A 19,162-nucleotide genomic window follows, 5' to 3' on the forward strand; every position below is an offset into this window, starting at 1 on the left:
AGGTAATTAATTCATAAAATTTTTATGATACCGGTGTCAAAAGCAAAAAATTGCGTTATTATCTGCATCATAAATTATAAAAACAGCATTTTTATTACTTTTTTCGTTATACTAAACGCTTGCTTTTTTACACGCGTTAGAGGCAATTAACGAAGTTTTTTTACTAAAGTTGTTTTAATTCATTAGTTTAAATATTTTAGAGGATATTTACATGTCTAATCGTTCGCAATTAGCAAGTTGGCAAGCACTACAAAACAGTGCTGGGCAGATGCAACAAACCCATCTAAAAACGTTATTTGCACAAGATGATACACGATTTGATTCATTCTCTACTCAAATTCCTGGTGTGTTGTTTGATTACTCAAAACAGCGCATTGATAAAACGATTTTTACACAATTAATCGATCTGGCTAATGAATGCGATATCGCCTCTTGGCGCGACAAAATGTTCAGCGGTGAAAAAATTAATATTACCGAAGATCGTTCAGTCCTTCACACCGCTTTACGTAATCGTGCTCATACACCTTTAGTTGTTGACGGCGAAGATGTTACGCAAGCGGTTGATAACGAACTTACAAAAATTAAAGCTTTTGTAAAAAAAGTCCGCAGTGGTCAGTGGCTTGGTTATACAGGTAAAACAGTAAAAGATGTGGTAAGCATAGGTGTGGGTGGTTCAAACCTTGGCCCGCAAATGGCAACCGAGGCGCTTAAAGCACTTGCTGATGACACTTTAAATGTTCATTACGTATCTAATGCTGACGGTGTTCAAATTGCCTCTGTGTTAAAAGCAATTGACCCAGAAACAACATTGTTTGTTATTTCATCAAAAACATTTACTACATCAGAAACCATGACCAACGCCAAAACAGCTGTTGATTGGTTTTTACAATCAGCAAAAGATGACAGCGCCATTGCTAAGCATTTTGTTGCTGTTAGCACTAATTTAGAAAAAACCGCAGCGTTTGGTATTAGCGATGAAAACGTATTCACTATGTGGGATTGGGTAGGGGGTCGCTTTTCACTTTGGAGTGCGATAGGCTTACCTATTGCGTTATACCTAGGTTATGACGCATTCGAAGCTATTTTAGAAGGCGCATTTGAAGTAGACGAGCACTTTAAAACAGCCCCATTTGAGCAAAATATTCCGCTTATAATGGCACTACTAAGTGTATGGAATACCAGCTTTTTAGGCTTTACGTCGCAAGCTATTTTACCGTACGACCAAGCGCTTCATATGTTACCTGCGTATTTACAACAAGGTGAGATGGAAAGTAACGGTAAGCATGTTAACTTTGCAGGCGAAACCGTGCCTTACACAACGGTTCCTATTATATGGGGTATGACCGGCATTAACGGACAACATGCGTTTTATCAGTGTTTACACCAAGGCAATGTGATTGTTCCGGCTGATTTTATAGCATCAGTAAAACCGCAGGTAGCCGTAGATAAACATCACGATATTTTATTATCTAACTTTTTAGCGCAAACAGAAGCCATGATGAGTGGTGTTGATGCTCAGCAAGTGACAGAAGATTTAGCCGCGAAAGGTAAAACACAAGCGCAAATTGATGAATTACTTAATCATAAAATTCATCAGGGTAATCGCCCTACAACATCTATACTGCTAGATACAGTTGATGCAAAAACAGTAGGACGCTTAATTGCGCTGTACGAACATAAAATATTCTGCCAAGGCATAATTTTAGAAATTTGCTCATTTGATCAATGGGGTGTAGAGCTTGGTAAAGGCCTTGCCTCTAAAATTGAAAGTGAACTGACTGATGATAGCGTAAAACACGCGCATGATAGTTCAACAAATGGCTTAATTGCGTACTACAAACAGCACCGTACGCAATAACTAATTCGCTTATGTAAATAAGCAAACCGAGTACCTTTGAACGGGTAGCGCTGGAGTTCTTAGGGCCTGTATTTTTGTGAGAGGATTTACAGGACTCCTAAGACTCATTTAAATGTGCAAATAGTCAAATAATAAATAAAACGCCATAGCGTTAAACATTCAATAGGCTTTTACTAATTTTAAGAGCCACTGTCATTCAAGCACTAAACCTGCATACCAAGCGGCTTATGGAAGTCGTATTTAGGTATTACAAACGTAGAGAGTAACTATGCTTAATCCTTTTGATATTATAATTTTTGGGGGCGGTGGTGATCTTGCGTTACGCAAATTACTACCTGCAATGTACAGAGCATATCAAGAAGGTAATTTACCAGAAGGCTCGCGTATTCTGCCTACCGTGCGTGAGGAAAGTAAGCGTGCTGATTACATAGAAACAGCGCACAACGCACTGAAAGAATTTTTAAGTAAAGGCGAATACAACGCCAAAGACTGGAAAGCATTCTCTGCTTACTTAGTACCTGTAGTAAGCAACGTAACCGAGGCTGACGACAACTGGGATGTATTGAAAGGCATTTTAGATGAGCACGACAGCAATAAATCTCGCGTATTTTATTTATCTCTTCCGCCGGCTGTTTACGGCACATGTTGTGAAATTTTATCAACAAAAGGGCTAATTACCCCAACTTCACGTGTGGTGGTTGAAAAACCAATTGGCTACTGCGGCGAATCAGCTGAAGCAATCAATGGTAAAATTGCAGAGTTTTTTGATGAAGAGCAAATTTTCCGTATTGACCACTACCTAGGTAAAGAGACAGTACAAAACCTTATGGCACTGCGTTTTTCAAATTCATTGTTTGAAAATATGTGGGATGCTAAATCAATTGATAACATTCAAATTAGCTTATCTGAAACGGTAGGCCTTGAAAGCCGCGCTGGTTTTTACGATAAAGCCGGTGCACTGCGTGACATGGTGCAAAACCACTTATTGCAGCTATTATGTTTAGTGGCAATGGAGTCACCTAATAAATTAAATGCAAACAGCATCCGCACCGAAAAGCTTAAAGTATTAGAAGCGCTTCGCCCGTTACTCGATGACAACGTGGATGAAAACATAGTACGTGGGCAATACGTACCAGGTGATTTAAATGGTAAAATTGTACCAGGTTACCTAGAAGAGCTTAATGAAGGCTCAAGCAAAACAGAAACCTTTGTAGCTATTCGTGCACACATTGATAACTGGCGCTGGGCGGGGGTACCTTTTTACTTGCGCACTGGTAAGCGTATGGCTAAACGCTGTGCAGAAATCGTAGTTGAATACAAAAAAGTATCGCACAATATTTATGAAGGAAACGTCGGTAATATTGAGCCAAACCGCCTTGTTATTCGCTTGCAGCCGGAAGAAACCATTCAATTAACGCTGATGTCTAAGCGCCTTGATAACCTTGAAATGCAATTAGAGCCGGTCACCATGAACATTGAGCTTTCGCAAGCGTACAGCAATGGTTTCCATTCTGATGCGTATAAGCGCCTAATGCTTGATGCGGCAGCTAATAACCCATCGTTATTTATACACCGTGACGAAGTGCGCCAAGCGTGGAAGTGGATAGATCCAATTATTGAGCGCTGGCAGACTAAAGGTAAGCCAGCCCTTTACCGCGCTGGTAGCTGGGGACCGGACGATGCTGATGAATTATTAGCTGAAAATAACCACATGTGGTTTAACACAGGCGATAAGGCATAAGTAATGGCAACAGTTACCGAAAAGTTTTTTGATTCAAAAGATGCGTTAACGGCTGAGCTATCGCAGACGCTTGAGCAATCTTTGCGTGATGGTATAAAAAATGACGGCCGTGCCGTGCTAATAGTCTCAGGCGGTTCGTCTCCTGCACCGGCGTACAAGCACTTATCAACGCTTGATTTAGATTGGCAAAATATAGATGTAGCCATGGTTGATGAGCGCTGGGTTGAGCCAAGCCACGAAAAAAGTAACGAAGCGTTTATAAAAAGCACCTTGTTACAAAATCATGGCAGTGCCGCAAATTTCATTACCATGAAAAATGATGCAGCAACGGCCGAGCAGGGCACACAAGTATGTGAAGCCGCTTATAGTGCTTTAAAAGCACCATATGATGTAACAATTCTAGGTATGGGGCCAGATGGTCACACTGCCTCTTTGTTCCCGCATGCGCAGGGCCTCGAGCATGGTTTAACAACTCAGCAAACTGTATGTGCTATTAATGCGATAGAAAGTGACGTGACAGGCAGCATTACGGAGCGTATGACCCTAACCCTCAATGCAATAGCAAATTCTAAAGTAGTCAAGTTACTTATAAGCGGTGAAGAAAAGCTAGCGGTTTATAAGCAAGCTAAAGCGGGAGGCGAGGTAAACGATATGCCACTTCGCGCAGTGCTTAATCACCCGAGCATTAATATAGAAGTATATTGGGCGCCTTAATTTAGGTTTTCAATCACACTTTAAAGGCAGCTTATTTTAAGCTGCCTTTTTATTTGCCTAAATTTAATGCTATTTGTAGCAAAAAAAGCAGTGCTAACTGTTAACCAATGTTAACGGCTTTTATGGGGTTGTATTAAAAACAACCATGAGGTGCGGGGTTTTTAATCATATTTAAGTGGTTTTAGCTGCTTGTTTTTTAGCAACGCACAGATTTAGTTAAACTTTATTTTTTCATGACAGTTGTCATAAAACTTTCCCTTCCTTTTTTCGTTCAAAAGCATTAGCCTAAAGGCATTAACAATGATACATATATTAAAAAAAACGGAGCAGTAACATGGCGGAGCAACAAGTACAGCCTTTACACAACGAAAAGCATGCCAACACTAAAATTCAAAACGGCATCAACGTTGAATTTATGAAAACTCAACATTTAGTGCCTGTGGTTGCACATGAGTTTGCGCGTGTAGCAAATGAATTCCCAATGTCTTTTGTTAAAAACAACGAAAGCGGTACATTCCAAGCAGTAGCAATGTTTGGCTTAGAGCCAGGCGAAAACCTATTCGTAGAAGATGGTAAATGGACAGCTGCCTTTGCACCTATGGCTGCAACACGCTACCCACTAGGGCTAGTAAAGCACCCTGAGCAAGATCAATACGGTATTGTGATTGACGAAGCAAGCTCGCTTGTTGGTGAGGAAGAAGGCAACGCATTATTTGAGAACGGTGAAGAAACAGAGTACTTAAAGCGTCGTAAAGAGTCTTTAGTATCTTTTATTGAGTTTTCTCAAGTAACAGAAGCTTTCACTAAGTTCCTAGCTGATAAAGAGTTACTAGTAGCGCAAACGCTAACGGTAGATATTAAAGGCGAGAAAAAAGACATCAACGGTATTTACCTTATTGATGAGAAAAAACTTAACTCGCTTAGCGACGAAGAGTTTTTAGAACTTCGTAAGCGCGGTTACTTAGCACCTATTTATTCGTTCTTAACCTCTACTCACCAAGTAGCGCGTTTAGCACGCTTAAAAGCAAAACAAAGCGCGTAATAAGTACGTGGATTATTAAAAAGCGCCTTAGGGCGCTTTTTTTGTGCCATTAAACTTGCTTTAGTTGAAATCTTCGTTGTAAGCATTCACATTGTTTTTACCCTAAATATAAAAAGAGCCCACTATGAAAAAAACAGTCTTATTATCGGCTTTAATCAGCAGTTGTTTAACCTTCAGTACGCATGTATTAAGCGAGTCAGCCCCATTTGCTATTGCGATTCATGGTGGAGCAGGCACAATTGAAAAAGCAAAGTTTACAAAAGTGCAAGAAAAAGCCTATCGCGCTAAACTAGCTGAAGCCGTAGAGGCCGGTTACGACGTGCTTAAAAAAGGCGGCGAAAGCTTAGATGCAATTACCACAGCGATTCAAGTATTAGAGCAGTCACCGTATTTTAATGCTGGGCGAGGAGCAGTCTACGCCTATGATGGCAGCCATGAACTTGATGCCTCAATAATGGATGGACGAAATCGGCAAGCAGGTGCCGTTGCTGGCATAAAACACGTAGAAAGCCCAATCCAATTAGCGCGTTTAGTAATGGATAATTCAGTACACGTCATGCTCAGCGGCCAAGGTGCTGAAGAGTTTGCTAAAGAGCAGGGTGTTGAGCTTATAGAAAACAATATATTTGATACTAAGCATCGCTATGAAGCGCTTTTAAAAGCAAAGCAAAAACTAGAAAAAGCACACGCCACACCTAAAGACTACCAAGCTGCGCACCAAGCACTGCCAACAAATTATAAAATGGGCACCGTAGGGGCTGTGGCCCTTGATAAAAACGGCAATTTAGCTGCAGGTACATCTACAGGAGGGATGACCGCAAAACGCTTTGGCCGCATTGGCGATTCTCCTGTGATTGGGGCAGGTACCTTTGCAGAAAATGACTCGTGTGCGGTATCGGCTACTGGCCACGGGGAGTATTTCATTCGCTACAGTGTAGCCAGCGATATTTGCGCACGTGTTAAATACCAAAATAAAACCATTGAACAAGCAGGGGATGAGGTTATTAACCACGTCCTGGCTCCAATAGGTGGCACTGGAGGTGTTATTATTGTGGATGCTAAAGGCCATATTAGTATGCCATTTAATACCTCGGGCATGTACCGAGCGAGCAAATCGAACACGCAAGCAACCTTTGTAGGAATTTTTAAAGATGACTAGCGTGAGATACTTGCTTTTAACAGAGGTGTAGGATTAACGCTGCGCGTTTATTTTGATACTATTAGCCCTCATTTATTAAATTTTTATAAGGTGTGCGGGTGGTAAACCTAGGTCAGTTGTTTGGCGAGCTTAAAACGTGCTTAAAAAAAGATCAGTTTATATTTAAAAAACGCTTACATGGCGTAAAAAAAATACACGATGAGTCTAAGCAGACCAATGCCCTCGAAAAAATAGCGGCTGATATTACCCGCAGCCAGCAACTACGTGAAAAACGTTTAGCTGAGCTGCCCGCTGTAACGTACCCTGAGCAATTACCGGTAAGTCAAAAAAAGGACGTTATTAAAGACGCCATTGAAAATAATCAAGTGGTGATTATTGCTGGCGAAACAGGCTCGGGTAAAACCACACAAATACCTAAAATGTGTTTGGAGCTTGGTCGTGGCGTTGATGGCTTTATAGGCCATACTCAGCCAAGGCGATTAGCTGCGCGCAGTGTAGCTAATCGCATTGCTGAGGAAATGAAATGCGAACTTGGCCAGCAAATCGGTTTTAAAATACGCTTTAGTGACCAAGTTTCTAATAATACTTATGTAAAACTGATGACCGACGGTATTTTGCTTGCTGAAATACAACAAGATCGGTTTTTAAACCAGTACGACACCATCATTATTGATGAGGCGCACGAGCGTAGCTTAAATATTGACTTTATTTTAGGGTATTTAAAAAACTTACTACCAAAGCGCCCCGATCTCAAAGTTATTATTACCTCTGCAACCATTGACCCTGAGCGTTTTTCACGCCACTTTAATGATGCGCCCATTATTGAAGTATCGGGACGTACATTCCCCGTAGAAGTTCGCTACAACCCTATAAGTGATATAAATAAAGACGCAATGGAAGCTGAAGGCGACCAACTAAAAGGTATTTTTGATGCGGTTGATGAGCTGTGCGCTGAAGGGCCAGGGGATATTCTCATATTTTTAAATGGCGAGCGAGAAATACGCGATACCGCAGAGGCGCTTTCTAAACGTAATTTAAAACACACCGACGTATTACCACTTTATTCACGCTTATCTAACGCAGAGCAAAACCGTATATTTGCCCCGCATTCGCGCCGCCATATTATTTTATCAACCAACGTGGCCGAAACTTCATTAACGGTGCCCGGTATACGTTATGTAATAGATCCAGGAACAGCGCGTATTAGCCGTTACAGCTATCGAACTAAGGTTCAGCGTTTACCTATAGAGCCTATTTCTCAAGCAAGTGCTAACCAGCGTATGGGACGTTGTGGCCGTGTTGAAGCGGGTATTTGTATTCGCTTGTACTCAGAAGATGACTTTATATCTCGCCCTGAGTTTACAGACCCAGAAATACTGCGCACTAACTTGGCCTCTGTTATTTTGCAAATGTTGGCATTAGGGCTTGGCGATATGAGCGAGTTTCCGTTTGTACAAGCGCCAGATAGCCGTAATATTAATGACGGTTTAACTTTGCTTGAAGAGCTTCAGGCGATTAAGCCAAGTAAGCGGCGCCATCAAACTAGTTTAACGCAATCTGGGCGCGAGCTTAGCCGCTTACCGGTTGACCCGCGTTTAGCTAAAATGGTGCTCACGGCAAATAAGCTCGGTTCACTTCGAGAAGTTATTATTATTGTGGCTGCGCTGTCGATTCAAGACCCACGTGAGCGCCCGCAAGAAAAACGCGCCGCAGCGAACGAAAAACACAGCCGCTTTGATGATCCTGACTCGGATTTTATTGCTTTTTTAAACCTGTGGAATTATCTAGAAGAGCAGCAAAGTGAGCTGACAAATAGCCAGTTTAGAAAGTTGTGTCAAAAAGACTTTTTAGCTTATATGCGTATTCGTGAGTGGCAAGACATTGTTTATCAAATAAGCACTGTGTGCAGCGAAATGAAAATTAAAGCCACCACGCAAGTGGCTGACTCTGAGCAAATTCACAAAGCGTTACTGAGCGGCATGTTAAGCCACATAGGGTTTAAAGACGAAAAGCAAATATATAAAGGTGCACGTAATAGCCAGTTTCATATTTTTCCAGGCTCTGGGTTATTTAAAAAGAGCCCTAAATGGCTTATGTCGGCAGAGCTGGTAGAAACCAGTAAATTATACGCACGTATTAATGCCAAAATAGATATTAATTGGGTTGAGCCCCTTGCACAGCATTTAGTAAAACGAAGCTATTCTGAGCCGCACTGGGAGAAAAAACCAGGCGCTGTAATCGCGTTTGAGCAACAAACCTTGTATGGCTTGTTGGTAGTGAACAAACGCCGCTGTGTGTATAGCAATATAGACCCTAAAGTTAGCCGCGAGCTGTTTGTGCGCACCGCGCTTGTAGAGCAAGAGCTTGGCTTAAATGAGCAGTTTTTAGCACATAACCGCGAGCTAATAGAAGATATACAGGTACTTGAGCATAAGTCGCGACGCCGCGATATTTTGGTTGATGAGCAGACGTTATTTGAGTTTTACGATAAAAAAATACCTAAAGAGATCAACAACCGCGCAGCTTTTTTAAAGTGGTATAAGGCTCAAAAGCAAAAAGACAAACGCTACCTATATATGACCCGTGAAGAGCTTATGCAACACGGCGCAAGTAATATTACTGAGTTTGATTACCCTGATACTTGGCAGCAAGATAATATTATTTTGCCGCTAAGCTATCATTTTGACCCAGGTCAAGCTGTAGATGGTGTAGCTGTACAAATACCCGTGGCACTTTTAAATCAAGTGCAAGAAACTGGGTTTGATTGGCATATACCCGCTTTTAGGCATGAGCTAATAAGTGGTTTAATTAAATCCTTACCTAAGTCGTTGCGCCGAAACTTTGTACCGGCTCCCAATTACGCTGATGCTGTGCTGGCTGCCATTGAGCCTATGCAAGGCAGCTTACTTGATGCACTTACGACACGCTTACTAAGAATGACGGGCGTAAAAGTGGATATAGAAGCTTGGGATTTAAACGCACTAGCGCCTCATTTAAGGTTGCAGTTTGAGGTGCGTGATGAGCACGATAAATTGCTTGCACGGGGGCTAGATTTAGCAAAACTAAAAGCGCAGCTGCAAGGTAAAGTAACCGATACGCTATCAAAGGTGGCCGATAAAGGCATTGAAAAAGCCGATTTAACACTGTGGGACTTTGGTAATTTGCCTGTCTCGTATGTTAAAAAGCAAGGTCAATACGAAATAAAAGCTTACCCAGCGCTAGTAGATAAAAAATCTACAGCGGCAATTGAGTTATTTGACAGTGAAGAAAAAGCCCAACAAGCACATCAGCAAGGTTTACGGCGTTTAGTATTACTAAACGTGCCGTCGCCAATAAAGTATTTGCAGCAAAACTTACCAAATAAGGCAAAGTTAGGCTTGTACTTTAACCCGTTTGGTAAAATTGCAGATTTAATTGACGATTGTATTGCCGCTGGCGTAGACAGCTTATTAATAAAGCATGGCGATATTCGTGATGAAGCTGCCTTTGATACGGTTAAAGAGCAAATAAGAGGCGAACTAGGCGATGCTGTGGTCGAAATAGCCACACAGGTTGAACAAGTGTTGAGTATTGCCCATACGCTTCACAAAAAAATGAAAGGGCGTGTTGATTTAACTATGATAACAGCCCATGGCGATATAAAATCGCAACTTGAGTCACTTATTTTCAAAGGATTTGTGAGCGCTCACGGTGCGAATAAAATGCCAGATTTAATTCGCTATCTTAAAGCGATACAAAAGCGTTTAGAAAAACTGCCGGTTGACCCAAACCGCGACAGACTGTGTGTATTAGAGCTTGAAAAAGTAGCGCAAGAGTACAAAAAGCTCGTAAATAAAATTCCAAAAGGCTTACCTATTCCGCCGCAGGTAAATGCTATTTTTTGGATGCAGCAGGAGCTTAGGGTGTCACTGTTTGCGCAAACACTGGGTACTCCCTATCCTATTTCTGCAAAGCGCGTGATGAATGCGATAAAAGAGATAGAATAAAACTTGCATTTTCTATTAAGCTTAGTACCTTAATAGGAGGATTTATTTTGGTTGAGAAGGAAGCGACATACCTATGTCCTCATCGGTTGAACATAAGATTAAGCGATTGTTAGTTGTAGATGACGAGTATTTTAATTACGAAATGCTTAAATCTGCCCTAACTTCAAAATTTGATGTTAGTTATGCTGACTCGGGGAAAAGCTGTTTGGCGTCTGCCATTGCTAACCCGCCGGATATTATTTTGCTTGATGTATGTATGCCTGGCCTAGATGGGTACGACACATGTCGGATGCTTAAGCATACGCCTGAAACTAAAAATATACCTGTTGTTATGGTGTCGGGTCTAGAGTCGCCCTCGGAAAAACAAGCGGGTTTTGATGCAGGGTGTGATGCCTATGTAGTAAAACCGTTTTCTATGGTGACTTTATTTGAGCAAATAAACACAGTTGTTTAAAGGTGATGCATGTTTACTGAAGATAAGCGCAATTTTAGACGTATGCAGGTAAATACACCTGCTCAACTAACTACAATAGAACCTGTTGCTGGGATTAATTACAGCGCTGAATGTGTTGATTTAAGCGCCACGGGTTTGTCAGTTCATTTAGATGATTTACTCGAGCTCGATACCTTGCTACAGGTTAATATTGAGTCGACTCACCCAAGTATTGCCTCGTTAAACGCAACGGCTAAAGTTATTCGTGCTAGCAAAGAGGACGATGGCACTATTACCGCAGGATTAGAAATAGTCCAATTTAACTAAATTCTAGGCGATTATTTTTACTATTACGGATATGAAATTTCGTTTGAGTTTATTACCTACGTCCTTGTAGGTAATAACAAAAAATTTTAGTAAACCTTACAAATCAAGCCTTTCAAGTAAAAGCCTTCAGGGTAGCTGCCAGCAATAGGGTGGTCGGCCGCTTGATTTAAGCGCTCCATAATTAATAATTCTTTACCCGCATCCAACGCTGCATCGGCCACAACTTTTTGAAATAAGTTTTGATCCATTAACCCTGAGCAAGAGAAAGTAAGTAACGTGCCGCCTGGCTTTAATATTTGCATAGCAATCATGTTTATATCTTTATAGCCACGGCACGCACCAGTTAACTGTGCTTTGTTGTCTGCAAATTTTGGTGGGTCCATCACAATAGTATCAAATTGTTTGCCTTCATCTCGGTATTGGCGTAGTAATTTAAATACATCTTGCTTAACAAAGTCGACTTTATTTAAATCTAAGTTATTGTGCTCTACGTTACGCTTAGCGGTATCAAGCGCAGGTTGCGATACATCAACATTAGTAACGTGTGTACAGCCACCACGTAATGCGTAAAGTGAAAAAGTACCTGTGTAACTAAAGCAATTTAATACAGTTTTATCTTTAGAGAAACGCTCAAGTGCTGCACGGCTATCACGCTGATCTAGGTAAAAGCCTGTCTTATGCCCTTCGAGAATATCGACTTCAAGCTTCAGGCCATTCTCTTCGATAATTACAGGTGCTGATGGTTCATTACCCCACAGCACGCCTTTGATAGGCTCTAAACCCTCTTTGGTGCGCACATCTACATCTGAGCGCTCATAAATATTCGCACCAGGAAAAATTGCCATTAATGCGCCTACAATTTCACCTTTATGACGCTCAGCACCGGCACTTAATAATTGGCAAACAAGTGTATTATCAAATTTATCGATAGTAATACCGGGTAGGTAGTCAGACTCTGCAGCACATAGCCTAAAACCAGTTAAACCGCCTTCGGCTATCGCGTGCTCGCGCGCATGTAAAGCGCGGCGTAAACGACGCTCAAAAAAATGTTGGTCTATTACTTCGTTTTGATCAAAGCTCCATACACGCGCTCTTATTTGCGAGTGCGGGCTATAAGCTGCGGTGGCTAAAAATTTACCTTCGCTGTCATGAATGGTGACCGTATCACCTAGGCCTGGTTTACCTTTAATTTTTTTGATGGCTTTTGAAAATAACCAAGGGTGTTTTCTTTTTAATGATTTTTCGCGACCAGCTTGTAGGTAAACGGCAGATGACATAAGGCTTCTCAGTAGTAATAAATAAGCGCTGTATTTTAGTCAAGCATAGGACAACATACAATGAATGTTTTGCAAGGAAGGTGTAAAGCACGTTAAAGTACGGATAATTCTCATATAAATTAGTTTTTGGAACATAACTGTGGCCCACTCTGTTTTAACCCCTGAGTTACAACAACTAGATTCTCAATGTCGCTCATTTATTACCTCGTTAATACATGCTGATGTAGCTCACGATATAACGCATATTGAGCGCGTAGTACGTGTTGCTATTCAATTGTGTCACGCCGAGCAAGCCAATATGAATATTGTTTTGCCTGCGGCATGGATGCACGATTGTGTTGCGGTGCCTAAAAACCATCCTGACAGAGCAAAAGCATCTACCATGGCGGCAGATAAAGCCATAGCGTTTTTAAAATCAATTAATTATGACGCATGTTTGTTTGATGATATTCATCATGCTATTGCCGCCCATAGCTTTAGCGCCAATATAGCGGTAAAAACAGTCGAAGCTCAAATCGTGCAAGATGCCGATAGAATGGACGCACTCGGTGCAATAGGTGTTAGCCGCTGTATGAAAGTAGGGGGGGCAATTAACCGTTTATTGTATAACCCTGATGACCCCTTTTGTGTTAACCGTGAAGCGGATGACACGATTTATACCCTTGATCATTTTTTTATTAAATTACTACATATTGCTAAAAGCATGAATACGCCCTCAGCCAAAGCCGAGGCACAGCGACGCACAGAGTATATGTATGCGTTTTTAGAGCAGTTAAAATCAGAAATTGGCCAATAGTATGAGCGCTCCATTATTATCGGGCATTGATCATTGCCATCTAAATGTAGAAAACATCCAAGACGCGCTAAAGTGGTACAAGCAGGTGCTAGGCTTTAGCGTAGTAGAGGAGCTGGCCTTTTGGAATGAAAATGGCAAAGGGCCGCTTACGCTTGAAGATACTGCAAAAACAATTCGACTGGCTTTGTTTGAAGGGGAAGAGCGAAGCAAAGGTATTGCGTTTTCAGTCTCAGGTGCACAGTTTATTTGTTGGGTTGAGTACTTAAATGGCTTAAATATAAAAACAGTGATGGCCGATCACGGTGTAACGTTTTCGCTTTACTTTAAAGATAACAGTGGGAATAGCCACGAAATAACCTCTCATGACTACCCACATATAAAAGCGGTATATGGCGACGTAAAACAAGGTTCGCGCAAGCGAAATACTTAGTGTTGCTCTTGATATGTATTTTTAATTGCGATTATAGCATCGAGATTATTTACAAATAAATTGATAAGGTGGGGGTCAAAGTGTTTGCCCGCTTGGGTTTGCATATGCTCAAGCGCCTCTTCTACACTCCAAGCCTCTTTATATGGGCGTTTTGAGGTGAGGGCATCAAATACATCTGCAATAGCGACAATACGCCCTTCAACTGATATTTGTTCGCCTTTTAAACCATTAGGGTAGCCACTGCCATCCCACTTTTCGTGATGTTCTAGAGCCAGTTTATGGGCAAGTTGCAATAGCGCTGATGAAGAATTTGCTAAAATTTGTGCACCAATAACGGCATGCTGTTTCATGTGGTCAAATTCTTCAGGGGTTAATCGTCCAGGCTTTAATAAAATAGCATCCGGAATGCCTATTTTACCTACATCGTGCATGGGAGCGGCTTGGCGAAGTAATTCTGCCTGATGTTCATCCATACCAAATTCTAATGCTAATAACTTACTGTATTGGCTCATTCTGGCAATATGCTCGCCCGTGTCTGTGTCTTTGTACTCTGCAGCGCGACCGAGGCGATTTACTAAATCAACATGAGCTTGTTTTAATTGCTCGGCTTGTACTAGCGATAAATGCGTTTTAACGCGGGCGCGCACAATTGCAGGGCTAATAGGCTTCGTAATGTAATCAACAGCGCCAAGTTCAAACCCCTTAAATTCATCGCTTTCATCACCTAGGGCTGTAACAAAAATAACTGGAATATGCGAAAGCTTAGGCGTGCTTTTGAGTATTTCGCACACCTCAAAGCCATTCATATCGGGCATCATGATATCGAGTAAAATAAGTTTAGGCTGCTCTTTTTCAAGCAGTGCAAGTGCTGCAGCGCCCGATTTAGCAAACGACATACGGTATTGACTACCTAGTACTTCTCGCATAACTTTTAAGTTAGCAGGTTCATCGTCAACGATTAATATACGTGGTTTGTCGTTGCTAAAATCCATTCAATATTCTCATTCTTGGGTAAATTCTTTAATTAGACCGTCTAGCACGTGTTGCGCTTGATCAAAGTCAAATTCATCAAATGCGTTTACAACCTCATTTATTTGAGTTTGTAAGTGTGCAGGGGCGTTATTTTCAAGCTGCGCAAGCAAATCATCGTTGAGCTCGGCGCTTTGTGCTTCATGGTGCAGTGTTTCACACAGTGACTTTAATTCAGCCGCGCTTAGCGTGTTTTCTTGCTCATTATTTTCACTTTCAGCAGGCGTGATTTGTGCGCACTCATCGCCTGATATTAATTGGGTGATTGTATCTAACTCGTTTTTTATTTGTTTTATAAGCGCTGAAGATTGCTCAGCAGTTTGCTCATGCTCTAAATTGGCTAATAAAGTCATTAATGTTGTTAGGCCTAAATTACCAGCAACTCCTTTAAGGGTGTGTATTAGGCTATTGGCGTCTTTAATCTCAGATAACTTACTGTTAAATAAAATATCAAATCGTTTATTGCTGTCATTGATAAATTTGGCAATTTCGGTTAATTGTTTGCATTTATTGCCCCAAAGCATCACCCCTTTTTCAAAGTCGATATGTTTAGACTCTGGGTCTGATTGGCTAATAACCATATCTTTAGCAATACCTAAGCCAAGCACCTGGGCAATTTCTTGGTTAAGCTGATTTATATCTATAGGCTTATTAGCAAAGCCGTTCATACCAGCACGTTTAGCTGTAAGTTTATCTTGCTGAAGCACACTGGCTGTTAGGGCAATAATAGGGGTGAATTTCAACTGTCTTTGTTTTTCGATAGCTCGAATTTTCGTGGTTGCTTCTATACCGTCGCACTCTGGCATATGAATATCCATTAGAATTACATCAAAATCTTGTTCTTCAAATATTTCAATCGCTTCTAAGCCGTTATTTGCTTTGCTTACTAAATGCTGATCTCTAGAGAGTAATAAAGAGAGTAACTCGGTGTTTTGCTCGATATCATCCACCACGAGCACTCTTAGTGAGGGTAGCTGGGTGTGTAGGCCATCGAAATGATCTATTTTTTCTGCATCGCCTTGACTAAGAGGTAATGAGAAATAAAAGCAGGTACCTTTATTTTCTTCACTGACTAGGTTTATGGTGCCGCCCATCAACTCTACTAATTGTTTACTAATGGTTGTGCCAAGCCCTGTACCACCAAAGCGACGAGTTGTGGTGCCATCGGCCTGAACAAACGGCTGAAATATAGCTTTAACGCGGTCTTTAGCAATACCTATACCGGTATCTTGCACTTCAAAAAAGAGCTGCTCAGTTTGCGTAGTACTTACAGTTAGCTCAACCGAACCTTGCTCGGTAAATTTAATGGCGTTACCGATTAAGTTGGTTAAAATTTGCCTTAACCTATCTGGGTCGCCATAGTAGGTGCTGGCCACAGAGTCTTTAATGTTTAACTTTAAGCGTAGGTTTTTCTTTTTTGCTTCAAGCCAAAATGTCGAAATAATGCTATCGAGTACCTGTTTCAAACTAAAGTGTACTGGTTCAATCGTTAACTTTCCGCGCTCAAGCTTTGCGGTATCAAGCACTTCATTAAGGAGTCTCAATAATGAACGCGCCGCATTATTGACTGTAACCAAATGTTTTTGCTGTTCTTGGTTTAGCGGTGTGTCCATGAGTAGGTCGCTAAAACCGATAATAGAATTCATTGGCGTGCGAATTTCGTGGCTCATATTAGCCATAAACGATTGCTTAGCGTGCGCAGCTTCTTCAGCTTGCAATTTAGCTTGTTCTAGTTTGTCTTCGTATTCTTTTTGCTCTGTAATATCAACGAGCACCCCATCTATCCACTGCGGGTTATTCTCTTTATCAAGGGTTACACTGCCTTTATCGAGTACCCAGGCGACTTTACCGTTGCGGTGGCGTATACGGTATTCTACCGAGTATTTTAAGCTTGAGGTCATGGCTTGTGCTACGGCTTCGTTAACCGTTTGTTGATCTGTTTTTAAAATGAGATCATTAAATTCAATGCAGCTTTCTGTGAACTCTTCTGGCGTGTAGCCAGTGAGCTCTGTTATGGTCGGGCTGATAAATAACATGCTCCAGTTTTCATCGTATTTACAACGAAAAGCAGCGCCAGGCATATTATCCATCAAAGAGCGGTACTTTTGCTCTTTTTCAATAAGGCTTTGTTGCAAGGCGCGTTGTTCGGTTAAATCTGTAATAAAACCAACATATAATGGCATCTGGTCGGGCTGGTTAACTTCTCCTATGCCTAAGCGTATTGGGAAGAGGTGGCCATCTTTGTGCTTAGCAGAGACATCTCTATTTATACCAATTACCTTACCAAGATCTACATTTTTGGCGTTAGACAAATAGCCATCGTGGTGGTGAGCGATTTCATCGGCCATCAGCATTTTTACATTTTGCCCCTGAACGTCACTTTCTCGCCAACCAAAAATTTTGCTGGCAGCTTCGTTAAAGCTCAGTATAATGCCGGTGTGATCTATAGTTACAATGCCATCAATAGCAGTGCCTAAAATAGCATTTAAGCGCGATTCATCCGCCGATTTTTCCTCAAGCAATAAGCGGTATCTAACCATGCCATTTATAACTGCAATAACACAAGTTATAGCAACCGTTGCGGTAGCTACGGCAATAGCTACAAAAGCAAGCTCAGTGGTTGACTCTGTGTAATCAGGTAAAAGCGGTGTGGTTGCAACAAAGCGGGTAGCGGCCATACCCATGTAGTGCATGCCTGCCACTGCTGAGCCTAAAATAATAGCGGTAATAGCACGCGCTTGTATCTGTGATAAATTAGGTAACAAACGCGTTAAATAATAACGTGTAAAAAGTGCTGTAAACGATAAACCAACAGCGACCACAATTGATAAAGCAAACATAGCGGGGTCGTAACGTAATAACGGAGCCAGCTCCATTGCGGCCATGCCGCTGTAGTGCATTGTACCAATACCTGCGCCAAGTAAAATAGAGCAAATAATAAGGTGTTTGAACGAGCCTTGCGATTTTACTAAAATCGAAAAGGCATATTGACATGCAATAAACGCTGGTAAAAAAGATAAAAGGGTTATCAGCGGATCATAACTTATGTCTGTACATAGCGAAAAAGCCAGCATACCTATAAAGTGCATGCTCCATATGCCGGCCGATAAAACTGTGGCACCGGTTACATTAGCTAAGCGTTTATAGCTTTCGAACTGTGTTTGCTTAGCTACATCAACTAACCATACGGTAAAAAAGGCAGCAAAAATAGCGGTAATGACCGACAAACTAACCAGTATAGGGTTATATGCACCATTGATAATAAGGCTCGGGTCTTGATCGGTTATAAAAAATGCAGAGAGCATAACGACTCAAATTAGTATCTTTATTAAACTAGTTTAATAGATTTATTATATAAATAAACTGTTAATCTAATAATTTATACTATAAATCTGTGAAGTTACTTTTTCTTGTAAGAATATTAACATACGCAGTGCACTTCATTAATAAAACGTTATTTTGAGTTAGTAAAAAATACTGAACCTATTTATTTCTCGTTAAATAACTACATTGAATAGATAAGGCTATATAATAGGCTTTTATTTATATTTAGAGCATACACCTTGTTTGAGTATCAGTTAAAGCGAAGTACAAGGCGTAAAACAGTGGCAATAAAAGTAAGCCAAAAATCAGTCACTGTTTATGCACCTACACATGTGCCAAAACTACAAATAGAACAATGGCTGTTTAGTAAAAAAGAGTGGGTAACTGCGCAATTACATAAACAACTTAATGCTATTGATGTTCAGCAATACCCATTTAAAAGTCAGAAAGTTAAGGTGTTTGCTAAACCATATACGATTACTTTTGCTAAAGGGACACGTTCGTATGTTCAACAGTCCGACAGCGAGTTTATTATTTACACTTCTAAACGAGTAAAAAAACAGCTCGAAAAACGTAAGCAGCTACTTTGCCTTGCTCTTGAAGATATGCTAACAAACTACATTGAAATGCGTTTAGCTTATTATTGCCGACAGATGTCAGAAGCATTACCGACTAAATTGACGATTGGCAGTTATAAACGTAAGTGGGGAAGTTGTAATTCTCGACGAGAGCTTACCTTTAGCCTTAACCTTGTTGGTGCACCTCATCATATAATTGATTATGTTATTGTGCACGAATTGGCTCATTTAAAGCATTTAAACCACAGCAGTGCTTTTTGGAAGCGTGTCGCTAAATTTTATCCCGATTATAAATCGGCATCCGCATGGCTTAAAAAGCACGGAGCAACATTGCAGTGGGTATTTGATAAATAGTCTAAAAGTGATAATTTAAATTGAAGTAAAACAAGATATAGAAAGAAGTTTTAGAAAAGAAGTGGTGGAGGGAGCTGGATTCGAACCAGCGAAGGCTGAGCCGTCAGATTTACA

General features: G+C 41.0%; 14 protein-coding genes. 11 read left to right on the forward strand and 3 right to left on the reverse strand.

The window, feature by feature from the left end; translation table 11 throughout:
• Positions 1–211 precede the first annotated feature (211 nt).
• The 8 genes from pgi to AABI99_RS10230 all read left to right on the forward strand — a co-directional run bounded on the left by pgi (position 212) and on the right by AABI99_RS10230 (position 11,260).
• On the forward strand, positions 212–1,858 hold the full coding sequence (gene pgi, locus AABI99_RS10195; protein WP_338365626.1) for a glucose-6-phosphate isomerase: 1,647 nt from the start codon (positions 212–214) through the stop codon (positions 1,856–1,858).
• 268 nt (positions 1,859–2,126) lie between these two features.
• Complete coding sequence (zwf, locus tag AABI99_RS10200) at positions 2,127–3,599, forward strand: glucose-6-phosphate dehydrogenase (RefSeq protein WP_338365628.1); 1,473 nt, start codon at positions 2,127–2,129, stop codon at positions 3,597–3,599.
• A gap of 3 nt (positions 3,600–3,602) precedes the next feature.
• Entirely contained in the window at positions 3,603–4,313 is a 711-nt protein-coding gene (pgl, locus tag AABI99_RS10205; RefSeq protein ID WP_338365629.1) for a 6-phosphogluconolactonase, read from the forward strand.
• Between the two features lie 334 nt (positions 4,314–4,647).
• The gene (locus AABI99_RS10210) at positions 4,648–5,355 is read left to right on the forward strand and encodes a SapC family protein (RefSeq protein WP_338365630.1); all 708 of its coding nucleotides are present in this window, start codon (positions 4,648–4,650) and stop codon (positions 5,353–5,355) included.
• 124 nt (positions 5,356–5,479) lie between these two features.
• A complete protein-coding gene (locus AABI99_RS10215) occupies positions 5,480–6,514 on the forward strand; it encodes an isoaspartyl peptidase/L-asparaginase (protein ID WP_338365632.1) in 1,035 nt (344 codons plus the stop codon).
• A 98-nt stretch (positions 6,515–6,612) separates the two neighbouring features.
• Positions 6,613–10,500 carry an ATP-dependent RNA helicase HrpA gene (gene hrpA, locus AABI99_RS10220; protein ID WP_338365633.1) on the forward strand — a complete coding sequence of 1,296 codons (3,888 nt, stop codon included), beginning with the start codon at positions 6,613–6,615 and terminating at the stop codon, positions 10,498–10,500.
• Positions 10,501–10,573: 73 nt separating this feature from the next.
• A complete protein-coding gene (locus AABI99_RS10225) occupies positions 10,574–10,954 on the forward strand; it encodes a response regulator (RefSeq protein WP_338365635.1) in 381 nt (126 codons plus the stop codon).
• Positions 10,955–10,963: 9 nt separating this feature from the next.
• Positions 10,964–11,260 carry a PilZ domain-containing protein gene (locus AABI99_RS10230; RefSeq protein ID WP_338365636.1) on the forward strand — a complete coding sequence of 99 codons (297 nt, stop codon included), beginning with the start codon at positions 10,964–10,966 and terminating at the stop codon, positions 11,258–11,260.
• Between the two features lie 86 nt (positions 11,261–11,346).
• On the opposite strand, the gene AABI99_RS10235 is transcribed toward AABI99_RS10230, so the two are convergent.
• Complete coding sequence (locus AABI99_RS10235) at positions 11,347–12,537, reverse strand: class I SAM-dependent methyltransferase (protein WP_338365637.1); 1,191 nt, start codon at positions 12,535–12,537, stop codon at positions 11,347–11,349.
• A gap of 139 nt (positions 12,538–12,676) precedes the next feature.
• On the opposite strand from AABI99_RS10235, the gene AABI99_RS10240 reads away from it, so the two are divergent.
• Both AABI99_RS10240 and AABI99_RS10245 read left to right on the forward strand, forming a co-directional pair.
• Positions 12,677–13,333, forward strand: coding sequence for an HD domain-containing protein (locus AABI99_RS10240; protein WP_338365638.1), 657 nt, complete (start codon positions 12,677–12,679; stop codon positions 13,331–13,333).
• Position 13,334: 1 nt separating this feature from the next.
• A complete protein-coding gene (locus AABI99_RS10245) occupies positions 13,335–13,763 on the forward strand; it encodes a VOC family protein (RefSeq protein ID WP_338365639.1) in 429 nt (142 codons plus the stop codon).
• Here the strand turns inward: AABI99_RS10245 and AABI99_RS10250 are convergent.
• Together AABI99_RS10250 and AABI99_RS10255 are read right to left on the reverse strand one after the other, a co-directional pair.
• Positions 13,760–14,755 carry a two-component system response regulator gene (locus tag AABI99_RS10250; RefSeq protein ID WP_338365640.1) on the reverse strand — a complete coding sequence of 332 codons (996 nt, stop codon included), beginning with the start codon at positions 14,753–14,755 and terminating at the stop codon, positions 13,760–13,762. The genes AABI99_RS10245 and AABI99_RS10250 overlap by 4 nt on opposite strands.
• A gap of 9 nt (positions 14,756–14,764) precedes the next feature.
• Positions 14,765–18,097 carry an MHYT domain-containing protein gene (locus AABI99_RS10255; RefSeq protein WP_338365641.1) on the reverse strand — a complete coding sequence of 1,111 codons (3,333 nt, stop codon included), beginning with the start codon at positions 18,095–18,097 and terminating at the stop codon, positions 14,765–14,767.
• Positions 18,098–18,397: 300 nt separating this feature from the next.
• Between AABI99_RS10255 and AABI99_RS10260 the strand changes: the two genes are divergently transcribed.
• Entirely contained in the window at positions 18,398–19,048 is a 651-nt protein-coding gene (locus AABI99_RS10260) for a SprT family zinc-dependent metalloprotease (protein WP_338365642.1), read from the forward strand.
• The last annotated feature ends 114 nt before the right edge of the window (positions 19,049–19,162 follow it).

The organism is uncultured Pseudoalteromonas sp. (assembly GCF_963922945.1).
Classification (GTDB): domain Bacteria; phylum Pseudomonadota; class Gammaproteobacteria; order Enterobacterales; family Alteromonadaceae; genus Pseudoalteromonas.